This is a genomic window from Anaerofustis butyriciformans (assembly GCF_036289385.1).
Classification (GTDB): Bacteria; Bacillota; Clostridia; order Eubacteriales; family Anaerofustaceae; genus Anaerofustis; species Anaerofustis butyriciformans.
In genome coordinates, this window is the sequence record NZ_JAYFFH010000003.1 from 1 (window position 1) to 16,918 (window position 16,918).

Genomic DNA, 16,918 nt, shown 5'->3' on the forward strand with positions numbered 1-16,918 from the left:
CTACAGTTTTATAATTTTTATGAAAGTAAAAACTGGTATGTAGGTAAGAATAAAATGACAGACTGGAAAGCAAGTATAAAATCCTGGGAACAAAACGAAAAAGTCAAAAAAAGTAACAGCACAAAAGAAACAATTAAAGCCGATATTGATTATGAATATTACGATGAAAAAGACATTATAAAAATGATGCAGTAACAAGAAAGGTATGAGTATGATTGATTTTTTAATATACAAAACAAAATATCATCGATTAAAAAACAAGTATGATGATTTAAAGGAAGAGAACAACGAACTAAAGCAGATTATCAAAGGTTTAAAGGCAGAAGTAAAAAGGCTTGAAGAGTTTACCTTTGATGAGTACATAGAAAACAGTGAAGTTAAAGAGGAGTTAAAGATTATGAAAGGAGATTACTAATGCAAATTAAATGCGAAAACTGTAAGCATAGGAAAAATACAGATAGGACAAATTACATATATTGCTATAAAAACAAGAGTACAAAATATAAAAATGATTACTGTAAGAGCTTTAAAGGTATTTTATTAAATAACGATGAAACAACTATGAAGATAAGTTTGGAGAAATAAAATGGGACGTTGGAGTGAAATAGAGATAGATTTTTTAAAGAATAATTACGGTATACTTTCCGCAACCGAAATTGGAAGGCGAATTAATAAAAGAGAAAGCACCGTAAGAGCTATGGCATCAAGACTTAAAATATCAAAGCAGAATGAAGAAAATCTTTTAAAAGGCTGTAGTGGTTGTATCTTTTTAGGCAGATTTGGCAATGGAACTAATTATTGTAATTATTTATGCATAATGGGTAAACGTAGAGGATGTAATATTGAAGATTGTACAAAGAAGCTTACTAAAAAAGAAGTAGATGAAGTGTTTTTAAAAAAAATTAAAGAAGCAAAGGAAAGGGCTGAAGATTAAAAGTTAAAGATAAGTTTGTTTAATATGAATTATAAAAATAATAGGAGGTAAGGAGGAATGTGAAGAAAGTAATTTTTATTATATTGTTTCTAATATCAGTATTTTTAATATCTATTACCTTTTACATAAAAGGAATGATTTTACTTTTTTATCTTTATTTAATTGGAGGTATGAGTTGAACACAAAAGACATCGAAAGGATACTTTACTTATATCCATTAAGGAAAAAACAAATAGAAACCGACAAATTAAAATTAAAAGAATTAAGACTTACGGGAGATATTTCTTCCGTAAGTTTTGATGATGTGAAGGTTCATACCAAAGTTTAATTACTTTGAACAGGAGAAGAAAGATATTGAAGAAGAGGAAAAGAAAGAACCTAAACAAACAGCTTTGTTTAAATAAAGAAAGGAGATATAGAAAATGTTAAATGATAGTGGTGACAGAGAAAAATTTGAAAGCGGAGCAGTAAGAGATATGAAAAAAGGTCGTGGTCGTTGTGATTTACTGCCTTTAGATATAATAACTAAATTTTTATTTCCTATTATAGATAATGATAAAGATAATATCGTATATTCTATATTGTATTGTTTAGATTGTTATATAAGATTTAATGACAAAAAACAATTATATAATATTTTAGAATGCGCACAAGAAGATATATTTGAAGATAGATATACTATGTTATTAGAATTATCAATACATTTTGAAGAGGGAGCAGAAAAATACGGAGTTGATAATTGGCAAAAAGGAATACCTGAATGGAGTTATATAGATAGTGCTATTCGTCATTTATTGAAATGGGCAAGAGGGGATGAAGATGAAAGACACGACCGAGCTTTTGTCTGGAATATTATATGTCTAATATGGACAATTGAGAATAAAGGAGATAATGATGATATTAATAATTTTTATTGTACTAATTAATATTCCACTTGCATGGAGTGGACATATTGAATATTTAATGTTTTTGTGTGGTGTAAGTTTAATGATTAATATTATAAAACAAATATATAGTTTACGGAGGTAGAAATGTGGTTACTTGTAAAAACTTTGCCGAATGAAATACAGCTTATATTTTGTCAGTTACAAGATATCGGCTTTTATAAAGTATTTGACATGAAAAATAGATATATAGGCAATGCAAAAAAATATGACATAGAAAAGTATTTCACAAAAAAGGACGGAAATGTATGGGGGAAAAAAGAGTTAAAAAAGAATTAAATAAGTATTTTTATATAGTAAAAAAAATCGAAAATAAAGAAAAGTTAATAAATCAATATAAAGATAATAGAGGTCTTAAAGCAAGTCAAGGCAGTGAAGTTCATACAAATAATAATAGTAGTATTGATGAAATAATCACGGATAAAATAATTGATATCGAATCAGAAGTAAAGGAATTAAGAAAGGAAGCTTTGATAGTATATAAAGACACAATGAAATTAATTGATAACGTAGATAATGATACATATAAAAATATATTAATTGCAAGACATATAAATTTAAAATCATGGGGAGTAATAGCAAATGAATTAAGTTATTCAAAGTCCTATTTATGCACAACTCTTTACCCTAATGCATTAAAGTATTTTGAAAAGATAGTATTCAATAGTATTCAATAATACTCGATAATAATTGATAGTATTCTTTGTTTATGATATTGTTAGAATGAACAAAAAGAAAAATAAAATAATAGTCCTTATTCAAGGGCTATTTTTATTTTACGGAGAATATCGGGAAACGACATCACGGATAAGGTTTTGGGGTTTTGAGTGATGAAAAAGAATAATTAAAGGATAGGCTTAGGTCTGTCCTTTTTTATTTAGAATAGGAGAGTTAATAGGGTAGTGAATAAACATGATAAATCCTTTAGGGCTTGGCAACTTAAGTTTTATAACTCAAAAGTATGGAGAAAGCTTAGGAACGAAGTAAGAGAAGAAAAGGGAATGCGTTGTGATATGTGTGGGAAGTTAATAAGAGGTAAGTCTATTGTCGACCATATCGAAGAGATAACACCGACAAATAAATTTGATGAAAGCATAACTTTAAATAAAGACAACCTGCAGTTGCTTTGCTTAAAGTGTCATAACAGTAAAACCTTTGAATATGTTCCAAGTTTTGATTTGGAAAAGAGAAAAGATGTAAATTTATTTTAAAAATTATTTTTAAAAAAATTTTTTTATATCCCCCCCCCGGTTGAGAGTTTAAGTGGTTAGTAAAATAACGATTGCCTCAGACATGTAAAACTCTCTCCTATAAAAATTGAAAGGAGGTTGGCAAAAAATCATGACAAAAGAAGAAGCGGCAAAAGCACTGAAAGTCTCGAAACGTACTGTTGACAGGTATCGAAAAGAGTTAAATATCATGGCAGAAACAAGAAAAGAAATTTTGCCAACTCACCTGGAACAAATGGCAAAATGGCAAAAAGATAAAAAGAAGAATGCTAAAAGTCATGTGGAAAGATTAAAAGAAGAGGCTTTAAAAATAGAGAGTGAAGATGTTTTAAAAATAAATGAAAGCGACAGCGAAACTGTAAAAAATTTAAAGAAAGACTATAACAAAAACAGAAAAATTATAGATTACTTTCAAGGTATTTTACAATTTGCAGCAAATAATAAAAAGATGCCGCCAAAAGAAATCCTTACAACTTGCGAAAGTTATCAAAAGTTAAACATACACATCTTAAATGCTCTTGAAAAGCAGGAAAACAAAAAAGACGGGATAGAGTCTCTTATTATGAAGAGGTTAGGTTCTTATCAATGAGATATTTTGACAAATACGAAGAATTAATAAAAGATAAAACCATTCCCGTATCAAAAGAAATCTTGCTTGCTATAAATAGAGTAAATTATTTTAAGGATAATTATATTTTTAAACAGGAAGAAGCAGACAAAAGAATTAATTTTATTGAAAAGGAATGCTCAAATACAAAAGGTATAAGAGCACCTTTAAAATTGGCACTTCCCCAAAAGGTATGGCTTGAGGTATCTTTTGGCTTTTATCATAACATGGAAATAACAAAGACAGATCCTGAAACAATGGAAGAATATCAAACAAAAGAAGAAAGGCGGTTAATACATGAAACGGCAATTATTATGGGGAGAGGTTCCGGGAAGACCACCTTAGCTGCAGCAGTTGGTGAAGTCGGTCAGATTGCTGACGGAGAATACGGAGCAGACGTGCAAGAGCTTGCATATTCAAGAGAACAGGCAGGGTATCTATTTAATGCAAACAGAGCAATGACAAATTATGAGGAGTCGTTGCTTTTTTTAATGCGAAAAGCTGACTTATTATCGTCAACAAAACAAGGTATGTTATTTAGACCTACAAACTCTCTTATGTCAATTAAAACGTCCGACTATGAAAGCTTAGACGGTACAAACGCACATTTTAATATCTTTGATGAGGTTCATACATACGATGAAGATTTTATAAAAGTAGTAAATGACGGTTCTTCAAGGAAGAGAAAAAACTGGATGACGTGGTATATTTCAACAAACGGAACAAAGCGGGATATGGTGTTTGATAAATACTATAACGAGTGGCTTGATATTTTAAATGGGAAAATTAAAAACGATACGATTATTCCCTGGATATATAAGCTTGATGATGTTTCAGAAATTAAAAACCCGACTATGTGGGTTAAGTCTATGCCGCTTCTTGGAATTACAACGGAAAAAGAGAGTATTGCTCTTGATATTGAAATGTGTAAAAACGACCCTGTTAAGCAGGCAGAACTTATGGCAAAGACTTTTAATTTACCTATAAATAATTATCTTGCTTATTTTACCAATGAAGAATGCAGAGGGAATAAAGATAATTTTGATTTTAGCATATTTCAAGGTTCAAAAGAATCAAAAGCAAAGGTTGTTATCGGACTTGACTTATCTTCTGTTAATGATATTTGCTCTGTGTCTTTTATGATACCTAAAGGGGATAAATTTTATTTTTATGCTAAAAAGTATATGCCAAGATGCCGAATTGATATGCTGCCAAAAGCTCAAAGGGATACATATTTAAAATGGGAAAAAGAGGGATATTTACATATACATGAACTTGATAACAACGACCAAAAGTATATATTTGAAGATTTAAGAGAATTTATGAATGAAAATAAAATAATGCCTGTTTTACTTACTTATGACGAGTGGCAGTCTAAAGAGATATTAAGGTTGTTTGATGATTATTACGGGCTTGAGACCTTTAATGTAAGACAAACAACAAAGATGTTATCACAGCCTTTAAAACTTTATAAGGCTAAAATTACGGCAGGGAAAATCATATTTAATGACCCTGTTATGAGTTGGTGTCATTCAAATGTAAATGTCAAAATAGATGCCAATGATAATATTTTCCCAAATAAACAAAAAGCAAAAGACAAAATAGACGTATTCGCAAGTAATCTTGATTGCTTTGTTGGATATATGAAAATGAAAGAAGAAATACAATATTACTTTTAGAAAGGAGGAGATAAGGGTTGTGGTTACTAGATAGAATAGGTATAGGAATAAAAAGATTTTTTGGTGTTTTCGGCGGAAGTGTAAGAAGAGTTTATGAAGATTATAATTACTGGCAAAGCAATTCTATTTACCTTGATAACATCTATAACAAAATAGCGACGGACGTTGCGATGTTAAAATTTAAACACGTTAAAATCACCGAAGACTCTGACGGGCTACAAAAAATGGATTACTATAAACATTCTGATTTAATGGAAGTTTTAACGGTAAACCCTAACGACTATGTAACCCCGGTAGTGTTTGTGGCTGACATTGTAAGAACAATGTTAAAAAACGGTATTGCGGTTGTTCTACCAAAATACGAAAACGGATCTTTAAAAAGCTTATGGCTTGCAGACAGCTTTGATTTGATTGAAGACCATAAAATACATTTAACCGTTAAAAATCAAAGTTATACTTTAGATATAAATTCCGTATGGATATTTGAAAATCCAAAACAGAATATATCAGCTCAGCTGGGGCAGATAACAAAACTTATTGATGATAACTTAAGGGCAGTTAGCTATAAAATTTCAAGGCAGGGAAACACTCTAAAAGGATTACTTAAGATGCCGTTTAATTCAGAAGATGAAGAAATGAAGAAAAAGGCAGAAGAAAGAGTCAGTAACATTTTGGATGCAGCTAAAAACAGCGGTATAGGTTATCTTGATAAAAAGGAAGAGTTCCTGGAACTTAACAACAACTATAATACGGCAAGTCCGGAAGAGTTGGAGTTTTTAAAAAATCAACTTTACCAAGCCTTTGGAATAAATGAAAAACTCTTTAATTGTGATTACACAGAAGAACAGTACAGGGCTTATTTTTCTTCAGTGTTGAAAGTCTATCAAAGAGTTATTGAACAGGAGATAAACCGAAAGTATTTTTCAAAGACAGCAAGGACACAAGGTCAGACTTTGATTGTTTATTTTGATATGTTTGATATTGCCTCGTTGAAAGATTTAAACAAGTTTGCATTTGATACTAAATATACTGGAGTTTTCAGTGCAAATGAAATAAGAAATATATTCGGTTATGGAGGATATAAAGGAGGAGATGTGTATGAAACAAATAAAAACGCAGTACAGATAACAAGAGGTGACTAACACTCGTAAGGGTGTTTTTTTTATTTAAAAAGAAAGGAGGAAAATATGGAGATAAGAAGTAAACATTTTAAGGTTAAGGCCCTTGAGGAAAATTCAGACTTTCAATTTGATGGTTATGCATCTACTTACGAAAATGAAGACAGAGACGGAGATATAATCGAAAAAGGATGCTTTTCGGATTCACTTAAAAATAAGACTGTTTATCCTCTTTGTTTTAATCATGATTTGACTACGGTAATTGGGAAAGTGGACTTAACAGATGATGAAAAAGGAGTATTTGCAAAAGGAACATTTAATCAAAATGATGATGTTGCTGAGAAATATTATAACCTTGTAAAAATGGGAGCAATAGACTCAATGTCAATTCATTTTATTGTGAAAGATTATGACCCAATAGATGCCACTAAACCTTATGGTGGTTGGAGAATTAAAAAAGCGGATATTATTGAAGTTTCTTTAGTTACAGTTCCGGCAAATACAGAGGCTTTAATATCAACCGTTAAAAGTCAAAGTGAAGTTGATGAAAAATTAATAAGGCAGATAGTAAGAGAAGAAGTGGTAAAGGGTGTCAGTGACGCTCTTATTTTTTATGACAAAAAGAAAGATTTAATAAAAAAAATAAACAATATAAAAGGAGAATAAAGAATGAATTTACAAGACAAAAGAGAATTACTTAATTACAAAAAAGGAGAATTAAAAACAAAACAGGCTGAACTTAATACCCATAAGGAGAAATTAAAAAGCTTAACTATTGAGGACGATACTTATAACGATTTACAGGAAAAAGTTACAACACTTTTAAATGATATTACTTCATTAAATGAAGATATTACAAGTTTAAGTTCAGATATTACTACTGAAGAAAAATCGTTAAATGATTTATCAAATGAATATAACAAAACTAAATCATTAAAACCAAGCGCTAAAAATGATTACTTAAAATCAAAACAAGCGGTTATTGACTTTGCGGATATTCTTAAGAAAGGGCTGGATGGTTCTAAAACAAGAAAAGAATGGGAAGATAACTTAAAATCAAAAGGTATCACTAACCCGGATTTACTTTTACCGGAGGCAATCGTTACTGAAATTAATAACGCATTGGAACAAAGCGGCTTTATTTACAAAACATTTAACGATACAGGTTTAACAGTATTTAAAGTAATGCATGACACTCAAAGTGACGGAAACGAAAGAGCAAGAGGACACAAAAAAGGCACAACAAAGAAAGAAGAACAAATCACTTTAACAGACAAAGAAATCAGAGCCCAATATGTTTACAAATATTTAACTCTTGATAAAGAGATTATAAGAGAACAACAAGACACAGGAGCATTAATCAATTACGTTATGAAAGAATTACCTCAAAAGGTAATTATGGAAATCGAAAGAGCTGCAATCGTTGGAGACGGAAGAGGTAGCAGTGATGAAGATAAAATCACAAAGTTTGAAGCAATTACAGAAGCTGATGATTATTATGTAACTAAAACAGAGGCTACAACAAACTTCTATGAAGATATTATTTTAAACTTAAAAGGCAAAATTAAAGCACAAGGTAAAAAATACCTTGTAATGTCAACAGACTCTTTAAGCGAACTTCAACTTGCGAAAGATGAAGCAGGACATTATATCTTCCCTGCAGGATTAGACATTGCAAAAACTCTTGGAGTAGATACTATATTTACCCCAACATGGATGGACAGTGTTAAAACTACTGTAAAAGCTATTATGTATGTAGGAAATGCATATAAAATGGTGGGTGATAAAGATTTATCTTCTTATGAAAACTTCTTGCTTTCACAAAATAAAAATGAATATTTAATGGAAATTTATAAAGGCGGTGCCTTAGCTGAATATAAATCAGCTGCAGTGCTAACAGTAGCAGAAGCATAGGGTGTATACGGAGGTATTTAAATGAAATATAAAGTATTAGTTCCTTTTGTAGATAAAAATACAAAAAAATTATATGGGAAAAATGAAGTTATTGATTTAACTGAAAAAAGAGTAAAAGAGATTCTTTCAAAAAATAAAAAATTAATTGAAGAAATTAAAGAAACAAAAGAAGAAATAGTTGAAGAAACTGAAAATAAAGAAGAAGTTGAAGAAACCGAAGAAGTAAAAGAAACACAAAAGAAAAAATAGGGAGATGATAATATGTCTACTATTTTAGAAAAGATAAAAACAAAAATAGAAGTTGACAGTGAAGAGACTATCTTTGACAGTCAGCTTCTTTTAAGTATTAATTCTAGTATTGCATCTTTAATAAAAAACGGTATTCCAATTAGTTTTATAGAAGAAAACAGTAATGTTGATATTTGGCAGGATTTAAGGGAAAGTGATATTAATTTGGTTATTGATTTTATTTATAGGGATATTATTCCCGAGTTTGACCGTGATTTGCTTTCTTCTTCCACAACAATAAATTATCTAAATGAAAAGAATACGGATATTTTATATTACTTGAAATCCGTTTATGACGTGGGGGAGAAAAATGAAGTCTAACAGATACGGTATTATTCTTGGTTTTGATATGAGAGAGGAAGTGGAAAAGGGAGTATTTGAAAGCAATGTGACCGAGAAGAAAGTAAAAGCGGAAGAAATGCAGGTATATCAAAGAAGACTTAACGAAGCGGAACTTGAGGGATTTGTCGTAAGTGCAAGGTTTAGAATAAGAAATTATCATATTGACAAGAAATTGAAATATGTAACATTTAAAGGTTTAAAGTATAAAGTTAACAGCATTTATAACGATATTAATTCCCATAGCTGTGAGATAGAACTGGGAGAATTGGTATGAGAAAGTTTTTTACAAGAGAAGATATACAAAGCATTCTTGAAAGCAATACACTCGGGGCGGAAGTATCCTATGTATCAAGGGAAGACGACAAAAGTCCCGACAATTACATTGTTTATTATCGATTAAGCCCTAATAAATCGATATATGGGGATAACAACGTACATTTACGAAAAGCATTGATTCAAGTTACTCATTTCCATAAAAAGAAGCTGGATAGTATCGAAGATTTAATTTTAAAAAATTTTGGTGTTGAACCTCTTTCTTTTGACTTGCCTCAACCTGATACGGATTATCTTGCCACTTATTATAGGTTTGAAATTTTAACAAATGGAGGCTGGTGATGAGTAAAACGAAAGTAACAATTAATAGTATTGAAATTGATATAACAGATGAAATTGAAAAGATTACTGAGAAAGCGGGGAAAGACTGTGCATCCTTGATTAAACAAAAAGCCCCAAGAGCTACCGGGGATTATGCTAATGGTTGGACATATGAAATGGAAAATAACAATAAAACCGTTAGGGTGTTCAATGACGGTGAAAATAAAACTCTTACACATTTATTGGAATTGGGACACAGAACCAAATTGGGAAAGGGGAAAGGAAAAAGAAAAGTCGGCGGTAAATCAACCGTTGCACCTCAGGAGCATATACGACCTGCTTATAATGTAATTAAAAGAGAATATTTAGAAAATTTAAAAAGTATAAAAATGAAAGTAAAAAAATAGGAGGATATGATATGGCAATGGAATATACATATGATACTAGAGAAGGTACTCATGGTGTCAGCTATGGGGCTTTTTCAAAAATTGTTAAAACAGACGAAGGTGCGATTGATACATCTATCGTTCCCAAAAGTATGACAGGTTTAAGAACATGCAGTTTTGAAACATCACAAGAAAGTAATCCTTTTTATGCAGATAATGTAGAACATTTAAGATTAATGGGAGCAAAAACAACAGAGGGAACTATTACCGTTTATCAATTTCCTAAACAATTTGTTTTAGACCATTTAGGTAAAAAGGAAATGCCTAATACAGGGCTTGTGGATACGGGAAAAGGCGAAAATTTTATTTTCCAGTTTATAGAAGACGTAGAGGATGAATTTGGCAAAAAATACAGACAACTGAGTATTTATTATAATGTTAAAGCTTCTCCTCCTACGGGAGAAAGCACAACGGACGAAGATGCGGTTGAATTGAAAGAGTTTGAAATACCTGTTACGGCGAGTCCAAATTCTTTGGTTACGGATTCAGACGGAAATGCTGTCACTTGCATGGTAATTACAGAAGACGATACAAATTCCGCATTGATTGATTTGGCTTACAAACAAATTATCTTGCCTACGACGTCAATACCGGATGAAGCATAGGAGTTTTAAAAATGATAAAAGAAAAAGTCAGTTATATGGATGTTGTCAGAACAGAAGAAGGATTTGAGGAAAAAGAAAAGGAGTCGATGGTTCGATTCCTTTTTTCAGTTTCGGCCTTAAGACTTTATGAACAAAAAACGGGACGAAAATTTTTTAAAGATTACGGAAAGATATCAAATATTTTACTTAAATATATTTCTTCCATGTTCAAAGACAAAAAGGATTTAAACAATTTGACTCAAAGTGAAGCGTTGCAGCTAACACCTCTTTTGACGGATTCGCAAATTAATGAATTTTTGTTTGACCTTATTCCCTGTCTTTATGTGAAAATTTTTGACGGAAAATATGTTCAAAACGAAGAGACTTATGACGAATGTATGGATTCTATTTGGATGATGGAACTTATAAACATGCCCTTTTTTATGAAGATATTTCAAGAACTTTCCTCTTTTAAATCAAAAAAAAAGTAAAAAGTAAAAACAGTGTTGAGACTGATTATGTAGAGGTGTACAGAGCTATTGCAATTTTAAATATTCCGATTGAATGGGCGGAAAGTCAACATTTGAATTTTATATTGAATTTACTGCAAGAAATAAGTAGAGATGAAAAAGAAACCAAAGGAAAACAGATAAGCAATTCTGTAATTTACCAAAATATGACCGATAAATAAAGAAGGGAGGGAGAATATGGCCGAAACATATGAAGGTTTATATGTCAAATTTGGAGCGGATACCGTTGAGTTTGATAATTCCATAAAAGGAATGAACAAGGCTCTTGCGGGGCTTAAAAAAGATATTTCCACATTAAACAAGCAGTTAAAATTTGACCCCGACAATGTTGATTTGCTTACCAAAAAGCTTGAAAACTTTGAAGAGCAGGCAAGGGTCGGAGCTTTAAAAATTGAAGAGTTAAGAAAACAGCAGGCAGCATTGGGAAGTGAAAAAATCGGCACGGCTGAGTGGAATAAATTTGAACTTGAAATAAATAGGGTTCAAGGACAAATGGTTACTGTTAATAGAGCAATCAACTCAACGAGAAAAAGTATAAAAGACGTTGGTGATCCTCAAAGTGTATATAATTTAAATAAAGCAATAAATGATGTTGCGGCGGATTTGGATATAGTAAACAGAAAGTTACAGCTTGACCCATCAAATGTAGCTTTAAGTGCCAAGAAGATGCTACTCTTAAAGGAGCAGTCAGAACTTGCAAATCAGAAAGTAGTATCTTTAATGAAAGAATTAGCATCATTTGGAATAGAGGATATAGGAACTGCTGAATTTAAAGAAGTACAAAGAGCACTCGGCAATGCGGAGATTGAAGCGAAACAGCTTGAGAATGCGATAGAAGATTTAGGAAATGCAGGAAAGGAAGCATCTGATGAGGTTGGTGAAATTAAAAACTCACTTTCTGCAGGAGCAATAGGCGGTGCGGTGTCTGGAGCCGTTCAGTCTATGGCAGATAGTCTTGGAAACTTAATTGAAGAGACCAAAGAATATAGAATGATTATGGCTTCTCTTGAAGAATCTTCTAAAAATGCAGGTTATTCAGCTTCTGAAACAAGGCAGGTTTATCAAACACTTCAAGGTGTTTTAGGGGATACCCAGTCTGCAGCAACAGCAACGGCAAATCTACAAGCTTTAGGACTTTCACAACAGGATTTAATGAATGTTACAAATGCAAGTATCGGTGCATGGGCTAAGTATGGTGATTCTATTCCTATTGACGGATTAGCCGAAAGCATAAATGAAACAATAAAAGCAGGACAAGTAACGGGAACCTTTGCAGATGTTTTAAACTGGGCGGGTACAAACGAAGATGAATTTAATAAAAAACTTGCACAGTGTAAAACAGATTCAGAAAGAACAAACGTTGTTATGCAGGAACTTGCAAATCAAGGACTTACTCAGTCCGGTAAAGCTTGGCAGGAAAATAACAAGGATATGGTCGAAGCAAATAAAGCACAGGATAATCTTAATCAAGCAATGTCGGGACTTGCTCAAACTTTACAACCTATAATGACCGCAATAATTCAAGGTATTACACAGGTTGTTAATTGGTTTAATAACTTATCTCCTGCGGGAAAAACAGTTGTTGCGGTAATTGGAGGAATAGTAGCTGCATTGGTTGTTTTAGGACCCGCTATTCTTTCCGTTATGGGAGCCGTAACAGCGTTGGAAATCAGTCTTGCACCCGTTATAGCAATAGTGGTCGGAATTGTTGCCGCCATAACCGCAGTTATATTGATAATAAAAAATTGGGGAACAATCACTCAGTGGTTGAGTGATATGTGGACGGAGTTTAAAAGCAGAATGACGGCAATTTGGAATGGTATTAAAACCGTGATAAGCGTTGTGGTAAATGCTGTCAAAACGGTAATAACAACGATATTTAACGGTATAAAAACATATTTTCAAACTGTTTTCAATATTTACAAAACAATTTTTACCACGGTTTGGAATGCAATAGTTACGGTTGTCACAACCGTTGTAAATACGATTAAAACGATAATAACTACGGTGTTCAATGCAATATCTACAGTAATTACTACTGTTTGGAATAGAATTAAATCTATATTTACAAGTGCATTGAACGGAATTAAAAGCGTGGTTCAAAATGCTTGGAACACGATTAAAAATGTGTTTAGCAAAGGAGTATCTTCAATTTTAAATATTATCGGAAATATTAAAAACAAAATCGCTGCAAAATTTAAAGGGCTTCCTAGTGCGATAAAAAATGCAATAGGAAATCTTGCAAGCGTAGGTAAAGCAATCATAAACGGTATTTTAAGCGGACTTACAGGTATTGCCGGTAGAATCAAAGATAAAATCGTTGACGGAATAAGTTCGGCAAAAAGAGGTCTTGGGGATATTGCAGCTTCAATATTTGGTAAGTCTTTTGGCGGTGTAAATTACGATGTTGGAGTAAACGGTGGTTCATTTTTAAATGATGTTATAAAAATGCAAAAAGGATTTTCGATGCCAAAGATTATGGCAGGTACAAATTCAGCTACTACATTAAATATAAGTGTATCGGCTAATAATAGCAATGGAATGGAAATTGCAAGGGCAGTTGAAAGAGTTATTGTAAGACGTCTTACTTAAGGGATAATCCTTAACAACCCTTATTTAAGGGGTGTGACCCCTTAATAACCCCACGACTTTTTTACTCGCCTAAAAAAGTCGAATAAAAGGGCGCCACTGGGCGTGGAGCCTTAAAACGCATTCCAAAGCTTACTAAAAATACTACCCGTATTTTTAGAGCTGAAATGCTACCGCCACCCTTGTGTGTTGTAACTAATAAAAATAATAAAATAAATGGGGAGGTGTTTTTATTGAAGAAAGGAAAGAACTTATATGGCAGGAAATAATGCAGTAAGGCAATTTACACTTAAAAATGCTCTTGGAAGTACTATAAGTCTAAACGATCTTGACTCTTTTGGATATTCACCCGAGGGGCTTGGGATATCTTTTGAAAATAGTTATTACGGAGCAAATGCCAACTTTTTAGAAGATACAACGGCTCTGTCACAAAGTCAATTTAATATAAATGTTTTATTTGGAGGGGAGAGTGGGAATCCATATGTAAAATATAACGATTTTATAAGGTTTTTAAATTATCAACCTTTATATTTGATTTATGGCATACCTGGTATTGGAACATACGAAAGACAATGCAGGTTATCTGAAATACCGAAAACGGAATTAAACGAATATAATGTCATTGACGAGGTTTTGACCCTTGACTTCATTACACCGTGGTACCAATGGATAACACTAAACAGAGAAGATTTGCAACCGCAAAACGGAGAAGGAAAAATATATGTAAACAATACAGAAAATATAAATACAGGTTATTATGTTTATCCTTATATTTATTCTTCCGATACTACGGCTAAAAAAGATTATTTTAACTTAAATAATGACAGTATGTATATGGGACTGGCAGAGTCTTCACCCCTTGAAGTCATTATTGAAAGCCTTGAAAATCAAATAGAAAATCCAAGCTGGAGAATAGTTCAAGACAGTGTAGAGGTTCAAAACGATAAATATTTTATTACCATGCCGAAACATTCAAAATTAATTGTATCATCAGAACCGCAAAACCAAAGAGCGGTACTTATAACAGAAGACGGAAGTGTAAGTAATATATATCAGTTCCAGGACATGACTAAAACAAACTTTGTTACCGCTCCTCTTGGTCAGTCAACTTTCCATTTTGAAGGAATAACAGAGGGGATAAGTCTTAGAATGAGGAAAGAGTGGGTGGTTGTATAATGGATTTAATTTGTTATGTTGTTGGAAGAGAGAATGTTTTGATTAAAAGTATTTTTAGGTGTTCTCAGTGGGAAATAAACAGAGATTATCTAACAAACGAACAATCTACCTTTACCACTACCGAAAAAACGGGAGCACAAAGAGGGGATTATTTTTTTGCAAAAAAAGTCGGTAATGCAGAGGTTCAAAAAGACACTTTAGGAACTTCAGTAAAACCTTTTTTTATGGGAGTAGTTGAAAGTATAGAAGATGACTCTTTGAATGTTTGTGATATATATAACATGGCAAATTTTGAGATATTTGCAACCAAAATAAGCGGAAGTAATTTAATTGATGATATTTCCTTATTTGTATTAAATTATATTTTAGCTGATTCTTCTAAGGTTGGCAGCTTTTTAAGTGTAAAAAAGAGTGAAGATATTGTATCTTATTCATACATTCCCGAAAATTATCCAACGAGTGTATCTTTTATTGATTTTTTAATATCAATGTTTAAAAGCTATGGTGTGACATGGCTTGGGGAAAGTATAACAAACGGCGAAAATGGGGAGTTGATGATAACAACCAAAGTTGGAAAAAGTAATAAAACATTAAATTTGAAAAACAATGTTTATAAATTTGTTAATTGGTCAACTTATTTTAAGGCTTTTGATAATGAAAATGCAAATGGGCTTATTATTATTGATAAAGCAAGTTCAAATATGAAAAGCCCCACTATACTAAGCAGGTGGTATTTGAATAATAGTGGAGAAATACAGGAGGATAACCTTTTGGATGTTACTCTTCCAACAAATGATAAAGTTTATTTATATGACAAAACACAAACAGACAAGCCTACATATAGAGAAGTAGCAGAGTCTGAACTTATGGGCAATGAATATTCTCACGAGATTAGTTTTGATTTGCAAAAAGATAATAATATTTTAAATTTTGAAGATTTGGAAATAGGAATGAAAGCGAACATTATGTATAACGGTATTTTGTATAAGTCAGTTTTAACGGGTTATATCATAAAAAACGAAAGCGATTTTATTACTTTAAAGTTTGGCCATGTTCGTTCAACTTTCCAACAAGTCTTAAAACAGTTAAAGAAATAGAAAGGAGAAAATATGTTACAAGGATTTCAATTTGATAAAATGCAAGCTTATCCAACCACTGACGCAAGTTTATTTTCGTATCTTGCAGGAGACAGGAGCTTTATAATTCCAAACCGTGGTAATGAATTAAATGTAACAACAAGCGAATTAAATATAACCGTTGATACCGGGGAGGCTTTAATCCTGGGGAGACAGATTAAAATTACAGAGCCTATGGTTTTAACTATTGGAGCTAATCAAAGCGGGTATTTGGTAATTGAAATAGACCTATCAAAAGCCAATACGTCAACAGGCACACCAGGACAGCCTGATTATGAACCTATTAATAATCAACTTTCATTAAAATTTGTAAATAATTTAACACAGGATAATATTAATGATGGTGGTCTTATTTACCAATTTAATTTAGGCACAGTCAGTTCAACAAGTAATAGTATTACTTTTAATAAAGCAAGTAATATAATGGGAGGTGTTTATAGAAAATTATTATTTCAAGGAGCTATAAAAACAGGCGACATCACGTTAACTGACAATATGTATAATTATAGATTTTTATATATTAAAGTTAGCTCTGGTACAACAGGCTTTACGTACGGCGGGGGAATGTACACAATAATAGACCCGACACTAAATAATTCCAACAATAAAACGCAAGCATTTGTTGGCTACGAAGTACCTGAAAATGACGATCCAAATACAGTAATCACATACAGCGGTCAGTTTGTCAATAAAAATGAAACTACATTGACTGTGTTTAGCCAAATTGGAAACGTAACACATAAATCAGGTTCAAATCATACTGGTGGCACTAAATATTATGTTCGAGAAATTTTTGGAATAAGGTAGG

The 16,918-nt window shown here is 32.0% G+C and carries 24 protein-coding genes; all 24 read left to right on the forward strand.

What is annotated here, in order from left to right; all coding sequences use genetic code 11:
- Positions 1–195 (forward strand): hypothetical protein (locus V2W16_RS05240; protein WP_425353950.1); only part of this gene is annotated, 195 nt, incomplete at its 5' end.
- A 16-nt stretch (positions 196–211) separates the two neighbouring features.
- Complete coding sequence (locus V2W16_RS05245) at positions 212–415, forward strand: hypothetical protein (RefSeq protein WP_329382652.1); 204 nt, start codon at positions 212–214, stop codon at positions 413–415.
- A 171-nt stretch (positions 416–586) separates the two neighbouring features.
- Entirely contained in the window at positions 587–934 is a 348-nt protein-coding gene (locus V2W16_RS05250; protein ID WP_329382655.1) for a hypothetical protein, read from the forward strand.
- Positions 935–1,109: 175 nt separating this feature from the next.
- The gene (locus V2W16_RS05255) at positions 1,110–1,262 is read left to right on the forward strand and encodes a hypothetical protein (RefSeq protein WP_329382658.1); all 153 of its coding nucleotides are present in this window, start codon (positions 1,110–1,112) and stop codon (positions 1,260–1,262) included.
- Between the two features lie 94 nt (positions 1,263–1,356).
- Positions 1,357–1,860, forward strand: coding sequence for a dATP/dGTP diphosphohydrolase domain-containing protein (locus tag V2W16_RS05260; protein ID WP_329382662.1), 504 nt, complete (start codon positions 1,357–1,359; stop codon positions 1,858–1,860).
- A gap of 105 nt (positions 1,861–1,965) precedes the next feature.
- The gene (locus V2W16_RS05265; protein ID WP_329382666.1) at positions 1,966–2,157 is read left to right on the forward strand and encodes a hypothetical protein; all 192 of its coding nucleotides are present in this window, start codon (positions 1,966–1,968) and stop codon (positions 2,155–2,157) included.
- Positions 2,127–2,555 carry a hypothetical protein gene (locus V2W16_RS05270; protein WP_329382669.1) on the forward strand — a complete coding sequence of 143 codons (429 nt, stop codon included), beginning with the start codon at positions 2,127–2,129 and terminating at the stop codon, positions 2,553–2,555. Before V2W16_RS05265 ends, V2W16_RS05270 begins: the two co-directional genes overlap by 31 nt.
- A gap of 225 nt (positions 2,556–2,780) precedes the next feature.
- Positions 2,781–3,089, forward strand: coding sequence for an HNH endonuclease (locus V2W16_RS05275; protein WP_329382672.1), 309 nt, complete (start codon positions 2,781–2,783; stop codon positions 3,087–3,089).
- A gap of 130 nt (positions 3,090–3,219) precedes the next feature.
- Positions 3,220–3,696 carry a hypothetical protein gene (locus V2W16_RS05280; protein WP_329382676.1) on the forward strand — a complete coding sequence of 159 codons (477 nt, stop codon included), beginning with the start codon at positions 3,220–3,222 and terminating at the stop codon, positions 3,694–3,696.
- A complete protein-coding gene (locus V2W16_RS05285) occupies positions 3,693–5,393 on the forward strand; it encodes a terminase TerL endonuclease subunit (RefSeq protein ID WP_329382680.1) in 1,701 nt (566 codons plus the stop codon). Before V2W16_RS05280 ends, V2W16_RS05285 begins: the two co-directional genes overlap by 4 nt.
- Positions 5,394–5,410: 17 nt before the next feature.
- Positions 5,411–6,535: a phage portal protein gene (locus tag V2W16_RS05290; RefSeq protein ID WP_329382683.1), complete on the forward strand. Its 1,125-nt coding sequence runs from the start codon at positions 5,411–5,413 to the stop codon at positions 6,533–6,535.
- Between the two features lie 45 nt (positions 6,536–6,580).
- Complete coding sequence (locus V2W16_RS05295) at positions 6,581–7,177, forward strand: HK97 family phage prohead protease (protein WP_329382685.1); 597 nt, start codon at positions 6,581–6,583, stop codon at positions 7,175–7,177.
- 3 nt (positions 7,178–7,180) lie between these two features.
- Entirely contained in the window at positions 7,181–8,425 is a 1,245-nt protein-coding gene (locus tag V2W16_RS05300; protein ID WP_329382688.1) for a phage major capsid family protein, read from the forward strand.
- A gap of 21 nt (positions 8,426–8,446) precedes the next feature.
- A complete protein-coding gene (locus V2W16_RS05305) occupies positions 8,447–8,674 on the forward strand; it encodes a hypothetical protein (RefSeq protein ID WP_329382691.1) in 228 nt (75 codons plus the stop codon).
- 12 nt (positions 8,675–8,686) lie between these two features.
- Entirely contained in the window at positions 8,687–9,034 is a 348-nt protein-coding gene (locus tag V2W16_RS05310) for a phage head-tail connector protein (protein ID WP_329382694.1), read from the forward strand.
- Positions 9,024–9,329 carry a hypothetical protein gene (locus V2W16_RS05315; protein ID WP_329382697.1) on the forward strand — a complete coding sequence of 102 codons (306 nt, stop codon included), beginning with the start codon at positions 9,024–9,026 and terminating at the stop codon, positions 9,327–9,329. The genes V2W16_RS05310 and V2W16_RS05315 overlap by 11 nt, the downstream gene beginning before the upstream one ends.
- The gene (locus V2W16_RS05320; RefSeq protein ID WP_329382700.1) at positions 9,326–9,670 is read left to right on the forward strand and encodes a hypothetical protein; all 345 of its coding nucleotides are present in this window, start codon (positions 9,326–9,328) and stop codon (positions 9,668–9,670) included. The genes V2W16_RS05315 and V2W16_RS05320 overlap by 4 nt, the downstream gene beginning before the upstream one ends.
- The gene (locus tag V2W16_RS05325; protein WP_329382705.1) at positions 9,670–10,056 is read left to right on the forward strand and encodes an HK97 gp10 family phage protein; all 387 of its coding nucleotides are present in this window, start codon (positions 9,670–9,672) and stop codon (positions 10,054–10,056) included. The genes V2W16_RS05320 and V2W16_RS05325 overlap by 1 nt, the downstream gene beginning before the upstream one ends.
- A gap of 11 nt (positions 10,057–10,067) precedes the next feature.
- Positions 10,068–10,700, forward strand: coding sequence for a hypothetical protein (locus tag V2W16_RS05330; protein WP_329382708.1), 633 nt, complete (start codon positions 10,068–10,070; stop codon positions 10,698–10,700).
- An 11-nt stretch (positions 10,701–10,711) separates the two neighbouring features.
- Entirely contained in the window at positions 10,712–11,170 is a 459-nt protein-coding gene (locus tag V2W16_RS05335; protein WP_329382711.1) for a hypothetical protein, read from the forward strand.
- Between the two features lie 216 nt (positions 11,171–11,386).
- A complete protein-coding gene (locus tag V2W16_RS05340; protein WP_329382714.1) occupies positions 11,387–13,801 on the forward strand; it encodes a phage tail tape measure protein in 2,415 nt (804 codons plus the stop codon).
- Between the two features lie 252 nt (positions 13,802–14,053).
- Positions 14,054–14,974, forward strand: coding sequence for a phage distal tail protein domain-containing protein (locus V2W16_RS05345; RefSeq protein WP_329382717.1), 921 nt, complete (start codon positions 14,054–14,056; stop codon positions 14,972–14,974).
- On the forward strand, positions 14,974–16,071 hold the full coding sequence (locus tag V2W16_RS05350; RefSeq protein WP_329382718.1) for a hypothetical protein: 1,098 nt from the start codon (positions 14,974–14,976) through the stop codon (positions 16,069–16,071). Before V2W16_RS05345 ends, V2W16_RS05350 begins: the two co-directional genes overlap by 1 nt.
- A 12-nt stretch (positions 16,072–16,083) precedes the next feature.
- Complete coding sequence (locus V2W16_RS05355; RefSeq protein WP_329382721.1) at positions 16,084–16,917, forward strand: hypothetical protein; 834 nt, start codon at positions 16,084–16,086, stop codon at positions 16,915–16,917.
- Position 16,918 lies beyond the last annotated feature (1 nt).